Origin of the sequence: Rhizobium esperanzae (assembly GCF_014197615.1) — a bacterium.
Lineage (GTDB): Bacteria > Pseudomonadota > Alphaproteobacteria > Rhizobiales > Rhizobiaceae > Rhizobium > Rhizobium esperanzae_A.
Window position 1 is genome coordinate 162283 of record NZ_JACIFY010000005.1, and the last position, 13098, is coordinate 175380.

Consider the following 13098-nt stretch of genomic DNA (forward strand, 5'->3'; position numbering starts at 1 on the left):
GTCCTCTTACTCCGCCTTCGGCGCTGCGCTGGCATCCGTAACGATCGCGCCCGATTTTATGACCTGGATGATGGCACTGCCGTTGTCGCCGCTCAGCAGATAATCTGCGGCGCTGGTATCCTGCTCCTGCGCATCGGCGACCGAGCGCAGCGCCAGGGACAGCCGGTCTGCCATCTGCTGGGCAACGGCGAGAACCTTCGTCTGGTCAGGGGTGAGCTCGAGAGTGGCGGTGGTGCCGACCACGGCCTTCGAGCCGTCGTCCTTTTCCTGAATCTGCTGGTCGATGGCGAGGACACGGACATTGCTGAGCACGGTTTCGGTGATGAGCTTGCCGGCTTCGGTGCCCTTGCGGACCATGATGACATCGACGCGGTCGTTCGGCAGGATGAAACCGCCGGCACCTGTTGCAACCGATATCTCGGTCGCCACGGCGCGCTTGCCGGCCGGCAACAGCGAAGACAGGATGCGGCTGTTGGAATCGGCGATCTTTTCCGGCCGGATCGGTTCGCCTTCGAAAATCGGCAGACGCACGACGGCGCCCTGCAGATCCTTGATCGCATCCGGCTTGTCGGTTTCGGTGATGAGGCCCGGGACGACGCCGCCCTGCGGCCAGGCCATCCAATGCACAGACTGATCGTCCAGCCTTGCGCCGACCGCCAGATTGCCGGTGGAGACGAGGACGTTGACGGTCGGTTCCTTCTCTATGACCGACTGAACCTGGGTGACGACACCGCCACTGCCTGCCATTTGCATCGCCAGCAGGCCGGCAAGGCCGGCGGCCGCCACGGCGACAGCGAGAATTATAAGGCGGGCCGGTTTCATCGATCATTCCTCAGGGCACGATATGTTCGCCCCGCAGAATGCTCAGCAAATGGTATAATTATGGTTAATGGAACGCTTAGATTTTAAGTTAACGGGCATTTAAAATGCCGTTATTTCAGGCTTTCCAACGCGGCGAGGAACAGCGGCGAGGCAGGGAAGGCCATGAAGCCGCCGATCGCGATCGCGATACCATAGGGGATCTTCTTGGCGAGCAGGACCGAGTTCGGCACCGGCAGGCCAATGGCCAGGATGGTATTGGACTGTGTTCTCACCAGCAGGATGAGCAATGTGATGAGACCGCCGATCGCGGCGACATCGGTCATCAGGAAAAGCAGCGATTCATTCAGACCGAACCAGAGCGCGGTGGCGCTCAACAGCTTGGCGTCGCCGCCGCCCATCACATTGAAGGCAAAAAGCGCGAAGCCGGCGGTAAAGACGATAGCGGCAGCAGCGAGGTGCATGCCGATCTCCCCCAGACCGAGACCGGAAAGCGGCGCGAGGATGACAAAGGAGGCAATGAGGATCAGGGAAATGCGGTTCGGGATCGTCATGGTGAACAGATCCGAGAAGCCCGCCATGGCGAGGCAGAGTGGCAGTATCAGGAAGACTGCAGCTGCGATCATGGATATTCCCAATCATGGTAAGATGCGAAAAGGCTCACGGCCGTTCAGCCTGTGAGCCCGCTCGATAGACCTGCCAGATCAGATCCAGCAGAAGCCGGGAGATGCCGCCTCGCGGCACCCCGATTAGTTGGCCGCGTTGGTGGCGCTGTCCATCTTGGTGCTCAAACCGCTAAAGGTGTTGCCGATCTTCGTGCCAAGGCTCGTTGCGCCGGTGATGAGCGCTACGGAAATGAGGGCGGCGATCAGGCCGTATTCGATTGCGGTCGCGCCGGATTCGTCCTTCAGAAAGCGGCTAAAAAGCTTGGTCATGGTAACTCCTAACTCCAGTTGATGTTCAGCACGTCCGCCAACTGTTGCCGTTGATCGGATGACTGCAACCTAGCGAATGGCCGTTTCCATCGGCTTAAGGAAAAGAGTTAACAAGATGCGAACGAGACAAATGGCCCTATACACAGTGAGTATTTCATTACCAACTCACCTCAATATTTAACAATACTTCCGAGATTGCCGCTGGATTCATCCGGAAACGGGACAAACGCCATTTCAATGGAGCCTATGCCGGCCGTGAGCCGCACCAAATCGGATCACAGCGCCTCATAGCGGAACAAAAGCGAGGGCTTAAGGCTTCGTTCACCATTTTTTTCCATTCTATGCGGATATTGCGCTGTGATCGTGAAAGAGGACCAAATGTCATCGAGCGGCAAAACCATTTTCTTTGCCGGCATGATCGCCGTTTTCGGTGTTTCGGGAATTTCCGCGGCCGCAGACGATGACATGCTGCGCGTCTATATGGATCACGCGCGCGTATTGAAGCTCGACCGCGCGGTCAGCAAGGTCATCGTCGGCAATGCCAAGGTCGCTGATGCGACCGTCGCCGACGCCAAGACCATCGTGCTGACCGGACGCAGCTTCGGCACCACCAATCTGGTGCTGCTCGATGCCGATGGCAATGCAATCCTCGACGAGCGTATTCTGGTGTCGATCGATGAGGGCAATACGGTGCGCGTCTACCGGCAGACCGAACGTTCCGTGCTGTCCTGTACGCCGAACTGCGAGCAGCATGCGCAGCAGGCGACCACCAGCACCGCCTCGCCCTGATCGGTCTACCGCACGTCTTCGGCTAATTCGTTAAAATCGTCGCATCAGATTGAAACGGAAAATCAACGAACGGACCCTAGTGTGACGGACACAGAATGTCGCTCGGGTCCAGGCCATGACGGTAATTGATCAGAAGATGGATAAAGCGCACTCCCCAGCGCCCTTCCGTTTCTCACGGTTTCGCGCTCTCGCCCGCTCGCGTGAGGGGGCTGCGGCGATCGAATTCGCCCTGCTCGCCATTCCCTATTTCCTGGTGATTTTCGCAATCCTCGAAACTTTCGTCGCCTTTGCCGCCGAAGAACTCGTCTCCAACGGCGTCGATACGATGAGCCGCAAGATGCGAACCGGGCAGATTACCTACAATCTCGGCCGCACGACCGATATGACCCAGACACAGTTCCGCCAAGCTTTCTGCGATGAGATCTCGATCCTGATCCGCTGCTCGGCGAGCGAAGTCGCCACGCCGAGCAAGCTCTACCTGGATGTGCAGACGTTCAGCAGCTTTTCGGCCATTCCGACGACGATCCCCAAGCTTTCAACCGACAAATATGCCGATATCAACACGGCAGCGTTCAAATATACGCCGGGCGGTGCCGGCACCATCAACATGGTGCGCGCCTATTACCGCTGGGAGATTATCACGGACCTGGTCCGGCCTTACATCACGACGATCCGTCCCTCCGACGGTTCGATGCCGAGGCAGTATCTGATCGTTGCGACCGCAGCCTTCCAGAACGAGCAGTATCCATAATGACGTTGCGCAACCCGTTCACCAGACTGGTATTATCGGCGCGGCGGCTCATCGCAGACCGCAAGGGCGCCGGCGCGATCGAATTCGCCATCCTCTTTCCGGTGCTGGTCATGCTCTATATCGGCGCTTTCGAGATCACGGTCGGTCTCAGCGTCAGCAAGCGCGCAACGCGCGCCGCAGGTTCGATCGCCGACCTCGTCACCCAGCAGCAATCCGTCACCAAAAGCGCGCTTGCGCAGATGCCCTCGGTCGCAACCTCGATCTTCGTGCCTTACAACACGACGGGGCTGACGTTGAAGATCACCGGCGTCACCATCGACGCCGGCGCCAATGCGAAGGTGCTGTGGTCCTGGGCGCAGGACGGGACAGTGCCCTATGCCAAAAACACCGCAGTATCCAACGTACCGTCCGATATGAAGACGGCGAACAGTTTCCTTGTTCGCACCGAGCTCAGCATCCCCTATACGATGTTCCTGTTTGCGCCGAACTTCATGCCGGATGGCATGCGCACGATCACCATCAGCCGCAGTTACTTCTACCGCCAGCGGCAAGGCGACTCGATCCCCTGCGGCGACTGCTGACGCGCCTTTGCGCTCCTCTGGAATTTGCCAAGCCAGGCTCGGCATTATATGGCTGGATCTCAGCCGCCTCCGACATTCCGGAGGCCGGCGGTCGGCTCTCTCGGGTGTAAAATGGCGCGTGCCTTTCTTTTCGTTCTGGATTCTTTCGGCGTCGGCGGAGCGCCGGATGCGGCGGCCTACGGCGACGAGGGCGCCGATACGCTCGGCCATATCGCCGAGTTCTGCGCAGCGGGTGCTGCAGACCGCGCCGGATTGCGCGAGGGACCACTTTCTTTGCCCAACATGTCGGAACTCGGGCTGATGCAGATCGCGCGCTCGGCCTCCGGGCGGTTCCCGGCCGGCATGCCGGTTCCCGAGAAGGTCTACGGCATTTATGGCGCTGCCACCGAAATCTCCCGCGGCAAGGATACGCCGTCCGGCCATTGGGAAATTGCCGGAACACCCGTCAATTTCGATTGGGGCTATTTCCCGATCGAGGGCGACGCCTTTCCGCCGGAACTGCTGGAAGCGCTGTGCAGGGAGGCCAATCTGCCCGGCATTCTCGGCAACTGCCATGCCTCGGGAACGGAGATCATCGCCCGGCTCGGGGAGGAACATATCCGCACCGGCAAGCCGATCTGCTACACGTCCTCGGATTCGGTCTTCCAGGTCGCGGCGCACGAGGTGCATTTCGGTCTCGATCGTCTGCTGACTTTCTGCCGTTTGGCCCGCGGGATGCTCGATCGCTACAATATCGGCCGCGTCATCGCCCGGCCTTTCGTCGGCCAGTCCGCCTCTACCTTCCAGCGCACCGGAAACCGGCGCGACTTCTCCGTGCTGCCGCCGGAGCCGACGCTGCTCGACCGGCTCATCGAGCACAACAGGCATGTGCATGCTGTCGGAAAGATCGGCGACATCTTCGCGCATCAGGGCATTTCGCGGGTCATCAAGGCGACCGGCAACGAGGCGCTGATGGATGCGACGCTTTCCACCATCGACGAGGCCGAGGACGGCGATCTCGTCTTCACCAATTTCGTCGATTTCGACATGATTTACGGCCATCGCCGCGACGTGGCGGGTTATGCCGCAGCACTCGAAGCCTTCGATGCGCGCCTGGGCGAGGTCCACAAGAAACTGAAGCCGGGCGATCTCGTCGTGCTCACCGCCGACCATGGCTGCGACCCGACCTGGCGCGGTACGGACCATACGCGCGAGCGCGTGCCCGTCATCGCCTATGGGCCCGGCATCCGGTCGCGCTCGATCGGCGTACGCCGCAGCTATGCCGATATCGGCGAGAGCATCGCGCGCCATCTCGGCATTCCGGCCGGACCGCATGGGAGGAGTTTTCTGTGACATCGCATTTGAAGAAGGTCGAGCTGCACTGCCATCTGGAAGGTGCGGCACCTCCAGCTCTGACCGAGGCGCAGGCGCGCAAATACGGCGTCGACATCAGCGGCGAGCTTCGCGGTGGGACCTATGTCTGGCATGATTTCGCAAGCTTCCTCGAATGTTACGACAAGGTTTCCGAGGTCTACCGGACCGAGGAGGACTATGCGCTTCTGACCGAAACCTATCTCGACGAACTCGCCGGCATCAATACGATCTATAGCGAACTCATCGTGTCACCGGACCACGGCAAGCGCATCGGGCTCGGCGCCGATGCCTATATATCGGGTGTCTGCGAAGGCATCCGGCGAGCCAGGGAAAAGAGCGGCATCGAGGCCCGGCTGATCGTCACCGGCGAGCGGCATTTCGGCCCGGAGAGCGTGATCGGTGCCGCCGAATACGCGGCCAAGGCCGGCAATCCTTTGATAACAGGCTTCAACCTTGCCGGCGAGGAGCGCATGGGACGCGTCGCCGATTATATCAGAGCTTTCGATATCGCCCGCGATGCCGGCCTGGGGCTCACCATCCATGCCGGCGAGGTCTGCGGCGCCTTCAGTGTCGCCGACGCGCTCGATGCCGTGCGCCCCTCGCGCATCGGCCATGGCGTGCGCGCCATCGAGGATCTCGATCTGGTGAAGCGGCTTGCCGATCTCGGCACCGTGCTCGAGATCTGCCCCGGCTCCAATATTGCGCTTAAAGTCTTTCCGGATTTCGCCTCGCATCCGCTGCGCCGGCTGAAGGAAGCCGGTGTGCGGGTAACGATCAGTTCGGACGATCCGCCTTTCTTTCATACCTCGCTGGCGCGGGAATATGAACTTGCCGCCGGGGCTTTCGGCTTCAGCGACACTGAGATCGATGCCATGACGCGCACGGCGATCGAGGCGGCCTTCGTCGACGAAGAGACGCGCAAGGCCCTGCTCGCCCGGCTTTGAGGGCTGAATGTCGGCCTTAAGAGGCTGGGGATGATCGGCGCAAATCGGCCTCCACTCTTGCAGTCGGGCCGATTTCCGTGAAAGAAACATTCGATAGAAAGAATGAAAGGCTTCCCCATGGACGGCGTTACGGTCATCGATCACCCGCTGGTGCAGCACAAACTCACCATCATGCGGCGCAAGGAGACATCGACGGGAAGTTTCCGGCGGTTGCTGCGCGAAATCTCCACGCTTCTCTGTTACGAAGTGACCCGCGATCTCGAACTGACGATGGCAACGATCGAGACGCCGCTGCAGACGATGGACTCGCCGATCCTCGAAGGCAAGAAGCTGGTCTTCGCCTCGATCCTGCGCGCCGGCAACGGGCTGCTCGAAGGCATGCTCGATCTCGTGCCGTCCGCCCGCGTCTCGCATATCGGCGTCTATCGCGATCACGAGACGCTGCAGCCGGTCGAATATTACTTCAAGGCGCCGGAGGATGTGGCCGAGCGCCTGATCATCGTCGTCGACCCGATGCTGGCGACCGGCAATTCGTCGATCGCGGCGATCGACAAGCTCAAGGAACGTGGCGCTCACAATATCCGCTTCCTCTGCCTGCTTGCCGCCCCGGAAGGCATCCGCAACTTCCGCGCCGCCCATCCCGATGTTCCCGTTTTCACCGCATCGATCGACAGTCATCTCAACGAGAAGGGCTATATCGTACCCGGCCTCGGCGATGCCGGCGACCGCATGTACGGCACCAAATAGTTTCAGCCTTCCTTTACCAAATCGAAAGAGTTTTTAGGCCCGGATGGTTCGTTCCGGGCCTTTTTGTATCGATCTTAGCGACTTATCAGGATTTGAGGCTTAGCAAGCTTGAAGCATGAGGCCCTGCATGAAGCCGGGTTTATACAGGAAGGATTTCTGTTTCATGCTCGTGCGTACCGTCATATTTGCCAGCATCGCCGCGGTGCTGGCCACACAGGCGCCCTCCTTCTTCGGAAGCACCAGCCCGCAGTCTGCCGACGCCCTCTCCGCCAACTACGTATCGCCTGAAAGCGACCAGCCCGTCGCACCCGCGCCGGTCTCCGCCAGCAATGCGATCCGCCTGCAGGCGGATGCGCAGGGCCATTATACCGGCAGTTTCAAGATCAACGGCAAGCCGGTGCAGGGCCTGATCGATACCGGCGCCACCTATGTCGCGCTCAACGAGACGCTTGCCCGCCGGCTCGGCTACACGGCCAACCAGCTCGATTTCCGCTATGGCGTGAACACCGCCAACGGCCAGACGAAGGCGGCGCATGTGATGCTCGACCGGGTCGAAATCGGCGGTATCCGCGTGCGCGAGGTCGAAGCCTTCGTGCTCAAGGACGATGCGCTGACGACGACGCTGGTCGGCATGAGCTTCCTGCGGAAACTCGCCTCCTATTCCGTCGCCGACGGTTCGCTCAGCCTCAAGCAGTAACGATCAGATAAGGCCTGTTATCACCGGCGCCTGCTCCGGCTTTTCCTCGGTGATGCGGTAATGCACGGCAAGCGCCGCAGCAGCCTTCTCCGCCGCCGCTTCGTCGGCGGCATGGACCAGCGCGATTGGGTCGCCGGCATTCACGCGGGTGCCGAGCGGCAGGAGTTCGGAGAAGCCGACGCGGTGGTCGATCCGGTCCTTGGGATGGCGTCTTCCGCCGCCGAGATCGATGACGCTGACACCGATACCGCGGGCATCGCAGGCGGAAAGCCAGCCGGACCGGCCGGCCGGGACAGGTTTTTCCACCGGCGCCCTGGCCAGATATCTTTCGGGGTTTTCGACAAGATCGGTCGGACCACCGAGCATGGAGACCATGCGCGCGAAGACTTCGGCCGCCCTCCCCGACGACAAGGCCCGGCGCGCCATACCGTCAGCTTCCCCGGACGAGGCGGCAATGCCTGATTTCACCAGCATTTCGGCGGCGAAGGCAAGAACGATGGCCTGGAGCCGTGTCTCCGCCTTCCCACCCGCCAGGAAATCCAGGCAGTTGCGCATTTCAACCGCATTGCCGGCACTATCGGCGAGCGGCTGGTTCATGTCGGTGATCAGCGCCGAGGTCTTTACACCCGCGCCATTGGCAACTTCCACCAGCGACCGCGCCAGGATCTCAGCCTGGGCGCGGTCGGCCATGAAGGCGCCGTTGCCGACCTTGACATCGAGCACCAGCGTCTCAAGCCCGGCCGCCAATTTCTTCGAGAGGATGGACGCAGTGATCAGCGGAATGGAATCGACGGTGGCGGTCACGTCACGCACGGCATAGAGCCTGCCGTCGGCAGGCGCCAAGGCCCCGGTCTGGCCGATGATGGCGCATCCCGCTTCCTTCACCACCTTGTGGAACAGGTCGGCATCCGGGGTGATCATATAGCCTGGAATGGATTCGAGCTTATCCAGCGTGCCACCGGTATGACCGAGGCCGCGTCCCGATATCATCGGAACGGCGAGGCCGCAGGCCGCAGCGATCGGCGCCAGCATCAGCGAAACATTGTCGCCGACGCCGCCGGTCGAATGTTTGTCGGCGATCGGGCGGTCGATGTCAGCCCATCGCAGCCGATCGCCGGAGTCGGCCATCGCCAGCGTCAAGGCGACGATTTCCTCGCGCGACATGCCCTTGAACCAGACGGCCATGGCGAAGGCGCCGATCTGACCTTCCGACAGTTGACCGGCGGCAAGTGCGGCGATGAAGGAGTTGATATCGGCGGGGCCGAGTTCCTCGCCGTCGCGTTTACGCCGAATGATCTCCTGCGGAATCATTTCAATAGCTCGACGCCGCAACCGATGCCGGCTGTGCTCCGCTCAGAACCGCCAGGATATCGTCGAGCAGACCGGAAGCGCCGAAGCGAAAGGTCGACGGCATCGCCCAGTCCGGCGCCATGATGGTTTCGGCAAGGCTGAGATAAAGCGCTGCATCGGCCACCGAACCAATGCCGCCGGCCGGCTTGAAGCCGACCTTGCGTCCGCTCTCGCGGATGGCGCGGATCATGATGTCGGCGGCTTCGAGCGTTGCGTTAACGGCAACCTTGCCGGTGGAGGTCTTGATGAAATCGGCGCCGGCGTCGATGGCAAGTTCGGAGGCGCGGCGGATCAATGCCGCATCCTTCAGCTCGCCGGTTTCGATGATGACCTTCAGCAGAACGGGGCCGGTGCATTCCGTGCGCACCGCCTTGACCATATCGGTCACCGCCTTCTCGTTGCCGGCAAGCAGCTTGCGATAGGGAATGACCAGATCGATCTCGTCGGCGCCATCGGCAATCGCCTCGCGGGTTTCGGCGGCAACATCGGCCACTTCCATATCGCCAGAGGGGAAGTTGACGACGGTGGCGATCCGCACGGCATGACCGGTGCCGAGGATATTGCGGGCCTGAGCGACGAAGCGCGGCCAGATGCAGATCGCCGCGCTGTTGCCATAGGGCGTCTGCGCACGGGCGCAGAGCGTCTCGATCTGCGCCTGCGTGCAATCATCCTTCAAATTGGTGAGGTCGAGAAGGGAAAGGGCAACGGCCGCCGTCTCCCGGATGGAATGGCTATTCATTTTCGTTTCCTCTAGAGCATGATGCCGAAAAGTGTGAGCGGTTTTCGGACAACATCATGCTCTCACTATTTAATGTAGAACAGGATTCAGATTTTAGGCCGACCCGGCCTAAAATCATCCTGTTCTGGCCGCAATCATCTCTTTCAATATGGCGGCGAGACGGGCGCCGCCGATGGGCGCCATGTCCTTGGTTTCTTCATGGCTAAGCTCATTGCCGGTCATGCCTGCGCCATAGTTGGTGATAACCGAGGCGGCCGCAACCCTCAGGCCCAGCATTCTTGCGATGATGACCTCGGGCACCGTCGACATGCCGACGGCGTCGGCGCCGAGGATGCGCGCCATGCGGATTTCGGCCGGCGTTTCGAAGCTCGGACCGGAGAACCACATATAGACGCCTTGCGACAGCTCGATCTTGAGCTTCGCCGCCGCCCTCTGCATCGCCACGGCCAGGCCGGCATCATAGGCATTGGTCATGCCGACGAAACGGTGATCGCTTTCCTCGCCGATCAGCGGGTTCATGCCGGAATAATTGATGTGATCGGTGATCTGCATCACCGAACCGGGCGGCATGTCGTCGCGCAGCGACCCGGCCGAATTGGTCAGGATCAACGCTTCGACGCCGAGCGCCTTCAGCACCTCGATCGGCAGGCGCATAGCATTGGCATCGCCCTTTTCGTAATAATGCACGCGGCCGGAAAGCATGACCACGGGCTCGCCCCCGAGACGGCCGGCGACGACTTCGCCCGCATGGCCGGAGACGGCGCTGACGGGAAAACCCGGCAGGTCGCGATAGGGAACGCGGACGGCGTCGTCCACTTCTGCGACGAGCGAACCGAGACCGGAGCCGAGCACGATGCCGTGACGCGGCTTGATGCCGCCGAGCAATGCGGCGAGCAGGCTGACCGTCGCCTTCATCCGAGTTCCGTCTCGAAGCTGAAAGGAAGAAGCTCTTCCATCGTCATGGTCTTCTTCACACCCGCCTCATCGCAGAGATAGATCTTCGTGTCCTTCGAGGCGAATTCGGAGATCTTCTGGCGGCAGCCGCCGCAGGGCGGGCAGAGCGGCAGCTTCTCGGCGATCACAGCCATTTCGACGATCTTCCTGGCGCCGCCCATGATCATGGCGCTGATCGCCGTCGGCTCGGCGCACCATCCTTGCGGAAAGGAGAGGTTTTCGATGTTGGCGCCGGTATAGACCTTGCCGTCCTCGGCGCGGATCGCCGCGCCCACCGGGAATTTCGAATAGGGCGCATGGGCAAAGGCCATGGCGCCGCGGGCCGCTTCGAACAGATCGTGAGACATATCAACGCTCCTTCGTATAGGGCACGCCGCCGGCCTTCGGCGGGATGGCGACGCCGATGAAGCCGGCAAGCAGGATGCAGGTGAGGATATAGGGCAGTGCCTGGAAGACCTGAACCGGCACCTCGCCGATCAATGGCACCTGCTTGCCCTGCATGAAATTCGCCAGCGCATCGAGGAAACCGAAAAGCAGACAGGCAAACATCACCGGTACCGGCTTCCATTTGGCGAAGACGAGAGCGGCGAGCGCGATATAACCCTTACCGGCCGACATGTCCTTGATGAAGGCGGCCGACTGGGCGATCGCGAGATAGGTGCCGGAAAAGCCGCAGAGGATGCCGGCGCACATGACGGCGCGATAACGCAACCAGGCAACCGAGATGCCTGCCGTATCGACCGCACCCGGATTTTCACCGACGGCGCGCAGCCTGAGGCCGAAGCGCGTGCGGTACAGCACCCACCAGGAGAAGGGCACGGCAAGAAACGCGAGATAGGTGAGGATGTTGTTGCCGGAGATGACGTTGGCGTAGAGCGGCCCGACGATCGGTATATCATGGAGGGCATCGGCGCCCGGCAGGATGATCGGCGCGAAGCGCGCCTCCGCCGACAGCTGCGGCGTGCGCCCGCCCTGGCCGAACCAGGCCTGGCCGAGCACGATGGTGATGCCGGCGATGAAGAAGTTGATCGCCACGCCCGAGACGATCTGGTTGCCGCGATTGGTGATCGAGGCGAAGCCGTGCACCAGGCTGAGCGCCACCGAGCAGACGATGCCGGCGCCGAGCCCCAGCCAGGCCGAATCGGTGAGATAGGCAATACAGGCGGCAGCGAAAGCCGAGCCCAGCATCTTGCCCTCGAGGCCGATATCGAAGATGCCGGCGCGTTCCGAAAACAGACCGGCAAGAGCGGTGAAGATCAGCGGGATCGACAGACGGATCGTGGAGGCCAGGATACTGATGAAAATTTCATAATAATCCATCGTCCGCTCCTCAGGCTCGCTTGAACTGTTGATAGAGGCGCACAATCGCCGGCCGGAACATATATTCCAGCGCGCCGGCGAACAGGATCACCAGACCCTGGATGACGAGGATCATTTCACGGGTGATATTCGGCATTTCAAAGGAGATCCAGTCGCCGCCCTGGTAGAGAACACCGAACAGGATCGCCGCGAAGATGATGCCGAGCGGATGATTGCGGCCCATGAGGGATACGGCGATGCCGACGAAGCCGGCGCCGCTGACAAACCCCACCTGCAGGCGGGCGGAGGCACCCATGACAGGATTGAGCGCCATCATGCCGGCGAGCGCGCCGGAAAGCATCATCGCGATCATCACGATCCGTATATAGGGCATACCAGCATAGGAAGCGGCCGTCGGGCTGACGCCCAGCGTACGCATCTCGAAGCCAAGCTTCGTGCGCCAGATAAGAAGCCAGACGAGATAACACATGACCAGCGCAATGATAAAAGAGACGTTCAACGGGGCAGCACCGAGCTTTGTCCCGAATATCTCCATCAGCCACGTCAGCTTCGGCAACTGCCCACCCTCGAGGAATGTGCGTGTTTCCGGCGCCATTTTGCCGGGCACGATCAGGACGTGCACCAGCAGGTAGTTCATCAGTGAGGCGATGATGTAGTTGAACATGATCGTCGTGATGACGATATGGCTGCCGCGTTTCGCCTGAAGCCATGCCGGAATGAAGGCGGCAATCGCACCGAAGAGGGCAGCGCCGACGACCGCAACCGGCATCGTCACATACCATGGTACGTAATTGTCGAGCGAAAGCGCCACCAAAGCGCAGCCGAGGCCACCAAGATAGGCCTGGCCTTCAGAGCCGATGTTGAAGAGACCGGCGTGGATTGCCACCGCAACGGAAAGGCCGGTGAAGATAAAGCTCGTCGCGTAGAAAAGCGTGAAGCCGATGAATTCGCCATTGCCGAGCGAGCCCTCGAGCAGCAGCGAGAGCGCGGCCAGCGGGCTTTCGCCGATTAGCCAGACGACGAAGCCTGAGATCAGGAAAGCGACGACAAGGTTCAGAAGCGGGATCAGACCGTAATTGATCCAGTTTGGTAGCGGAACGGAAGCAGTGCTCATAAAGG

At 61.1% G+C, this 13098-nt stretch carries 16 protein-coding genes; 7 read left to right on the plus strand and 9 right to left on the minus strand.

The features are described 5' to 3' along the window. Positions 1 to 6 precede the first annotated feature (6 nt). The 3 genes from cpaB to GGD57_RS09080 form a co-directional block, all read right to left on the minus strand. The gene (gene cpaB, locus GGD57_RS09070) at positions 7 to 822 is read right to left on the minus strand and encodes a Flp pilus assembly protein CpaB (RefSeq protein ID WP_184468882.1); all 816 of its coding nucleotides are present in this window, start codon (positions 820 to 822) and stop codon (positions 7 to 9) included. Between the two features lie 110 nt (positions 823 to 932). Next, positions 933 to 1445, minus strand: coding sequence for an A24 family peptidase (locus tag GGD57_RS09075; protein WP_184468884.1), 513 nt, complete (start codon positions 1443 to 1445; stop codon positions 933 to 935). Positions 1446 to 1568: 123 nt separating this feature from the next. After that, positions 1569 to 1754, minus strand: a complete 186-nt coding sequence (locus tag GGD57_RS09080) for a Flp family type IVb pilin (protein ID WP_184468887.1) — start codon at positions 1752 to 1754, stop codon at positions 1569 to 1571. Between the two features lie 378 nt (positions 1755 to 2132). Here GGD57_RS09080 and GGD57_RS09085 point away from each other — a divergent pair, with 378 nt between their 5' ends. The 7 genes from GGD57_RS09085 to GGD57_RS09115 all read left to right on the plus strand — a co-directional run bounded on the left by GGD57_RS09085 (position 2133) and on the right by GGD57_RS09115 (position 7616). Continuing rightward, positions 2133 to 2543, plus strand: coding sequence for a pilus assembly protein N-terminal domain-containing protein (locus GGD57_RS09085; protein ID WP_184468888.1), 411 nt, complete (start codon positions 2133 to 2135; stop codon positions 2541 to 2543). A gap of 115 nt (positions 2544 to 2658) precedes the next feature. Next, on the plus strand, positions 2659 to 3294 hold the full coding sequence (locus GGD57_RS09090) for a TadE/TadG family type IV pilus assembly protein (protein ID WP_184468890.1): 636 nt from the start codon (positions 2659 to 2661) through the stop codon (positions 3292 to 3294). Continuing rightward, positions 3294 to 3875, plus strand: a complete 582-nt coding sequence (locus GGD57_RS09095) for a TadE/TadG family type IV pilus assembly protein (RefSeq protein WP_184468892.1) — start codon at positions 3294 to 3296, stop codon at positions 3873 to 3875. Before GGD57_RS09090 ends, GGD57_RS09095 begins: the two co-directional genes overlap by 1 nt. A gap of 111 nt (positions 3876 to 3986) precedes the next feature. After that, the gene (locus GGD57_RS09100; protein WP_184468894.1) at positions 3987 to 5207 is read left to right on the plus strand and encodes a phosphopentomutase; all 1221 of its coding nucleotides are present in this window, start codon (positions 3987 to 3989) and stop codon (positions 5205 to 5207) included. Continuing rightward, a complete protein-coding gene (locus tag GGD57_RS09105; protein ID WP_184468896.1) occupies positions 5204 to 6172 on the plus strand; it encodes an adenosine deaminase in 969 nt (322 codons plus the stop codon). The genes GGD57_RS09100 and GGD57_RS09105 overlap by 4 nt, the downstream gene beginning before the upstream one ends. Before the next feature lie 117 nt (positions 6173 to 6289). Then, positions 6290 to 6919 carry a uracil phosphoribosyltransferase gene (upp, locus tag GGD57_RS09110; protein ID WP_010069494.1) on the plus strand — a complete coding sequence of 210 codons (630 nt, stop codon included), beginning with the start codon at positions 6290 to 6292 and terminating at the stop codon, positions 6917 to 6919. A 127-nt stretch (positions 6920 to 7046) separates the two neighbouring features. Next, complete coding sequence (locus GGD57_RS09115) at positions 7047 to 7616, plus strand: TIGR02281 family clan AA aspartic protease (protein WP_184468898.1); 570 nt, start codon at positions 7047 to 7049, stop codon at positions 7614 to 7616. A 3-nt stretch (positions 7617 to 7619) separates the two neighbouring features. Here GGD57_RS09115 and deoA read toward each other — a convergent pair whose 3' ends face one another. The 6 genes from deoA to GGD57_RS09145 form a co-directional block, all read right to left on the minus strand. Beyond that, on the minus strand, positions 7620 to 8927 hold the full coding sequence (gene deoA / locus GGD57_RS09120) for a thymidine phosphorylase (protein WP_184468900.1): 1308 nt from the start codon (positions 8925 to 8927) through the stop codon (positions 7620 to 7622). A gap of 1 nt (position 8928) precedes the next feature. Then, positions 8929 to 9705, minus strand: coding sequence for a deoxyribose-phosphate aldolase (gene deoC / locus GGD57_RS09125; RefSeq protein WP_184468902.1), 777 nt, complete (start codon positions 9703 to 9705; stop codon positions 8929 to 8931). Between the two features lie 114 nt (positions 9706 to 9819). Next, positions 9820 to 10620: a purine-nucleoside phosphorylase gene (locus GGD57_RS09130; RefSeq protein WP_184468904.1), complete on the minus strand. Its 801-nt coding sequence runs from the start codon at positions 10618 to 10620 to the stop codon at positions 9820 to 9822. Continuing rightward, on the minus strand, positions 10617 to 11006 hold the full coding sequence (locus tag GGD57_RS09135; protein WP_097612408.1) for a cytidine deaminase: 390 nt from the start codon (positions 11004 to 11006) through the stop codon (positions 10617 to 10619). Before GGD57_RS09135 ends, GGD57_RS09130 begins: the two co-directional genes overlap by 4 nt. 1 nt (position 11007) lies before the next feature. Next, positions 11008 to 11979, minus strand: coding sequence for an ABC transporter permease (locus GGD57_RS09140; RefSeq protein ID WP_184468906.1), 972 nt, complete (start codon positions 11977 to 11979; stop codon positions 11008 to 11010). 10 nt (positions 11980 to 11989) lie between these two features. Then, a complete protein-coding gene (locus tag GGD57_RS09145; protein ID WP_184468908.1) occupies positions 11990 to 13093 on the minus strand; it encodes an ABC transporter permease in 1104 nt (367 codons plus the stop codon). Positions 13094 to 13098 lie beyond the last annotated feature (5 nt).

Excerpts from the sequence above, each read along its gene's own strand:
- cpaB (WP_184468882.1), bottom strand. The coding sequence starts at position 822 with ATGAAACCGGCCCGCCTTATAATTCTCGCTGTCGCCGTGGCGGCCGCC.
- GGD57_RS09075 (WP_184468884.1), bottom strand. The coding sequence starts at position 1,445 with ATGATCGCAGCTGCAGTCTTCCTGATACTGCCACTCTGCCTCGCCATG.
- GGD57_RS09080 (WP_184468887.1), bottom strand. The coding sequence starts at position 1,754 with ATGACCAAGCTTTTTAGCCGCTTTCTGAAGGACGAATCCGGCGCGACC.
- GGD57_RS09085 (WP_184468888.1), top strand. The coding sequence starts at position 2,133 with ATGTCATCGAGCGGCAAAACCATTTTCTTTGCCGGCATGATCGCCGTT.
- GGD57_RS09090 (WP_184468890.1), top strand. The coding sequence starts at position 2,659 with ATGACGGTAATTGATCAGAAGATGGATAAAGCGCACTCCCCAGCGCCC.
- GGD57_RS09095 (WP_184468892.1), top strand. The coding sequence starts at position 3,294 with ATGACGTTGCGCAACCCGTTCACCAGACTGGTATTATCGGCGCGGCGG.
- GGD57_RS09100 (WP_184468894.1), top strand. The coding sequence starts at position 3,987 with ATGGCGCGTGCCTTTCTTTTCGTTCTGGATTCTTTCGGCGTCGGCGGA.
- upp (WP_010069494.1), top strand. The coding sequence starts at position 6,290 with ATGGACGGCGTTACGGTCATCGATCACCCGCTGGTGCAGCACAAACTC.
- GGD57_RS09115 (WP_184468898.1), top strand. The coding sequence starts at position 7,047 with ATGAAGCCGGGTTTATACAGGAAGGATTTCTGTTTCATGCTCGTGCGT.
- deoA (WP_184468900.1), bottom strand. The coding sequence starts at position 8,927 with ATGATTCCGCAGGAGATCATTCGGCGTAAACGCGACGGCGAGGAACTC.
- deoC (WP_184468902.1), bottom strand. The coding sequence starts at position 9,705 with ATGAATAGCCATTCCATCCGGGAGACGGCGGCCGTTGCCCTTTCCCTT.
- GGD57_RS09130 (WP_184468904.1), bottom strand. The coding sequence starts at position 10,620 with ATGAAGGCGACGGTCAGCCTGCTCGCCGCATTGCTCGGCGGCATCAAG.
- GGD57_RS09135 (WP_097612408.1), bottom strand. The coding sequence starts at position 11,006 with ATGTCTCACGATCTGTTCGAAGCGGCCCGCGGCGCCATGGCCTTTGCC.
- GGD57_RS09140 (WP_184468906.1), bottom strand. The coding sequence starts at position 11,979 with ATGGATTATTATGAAATTTTCATCAGTATCCTGGCCTCCACGATCCGT.
- GGD57_RS09145 (WP_184468908.1), bottom strand. The coding sequence starts at position 13,093 with ATGAGCACTGCTTCCGTTCCGCTACCAAACTGGATCAATTACGGTCTG.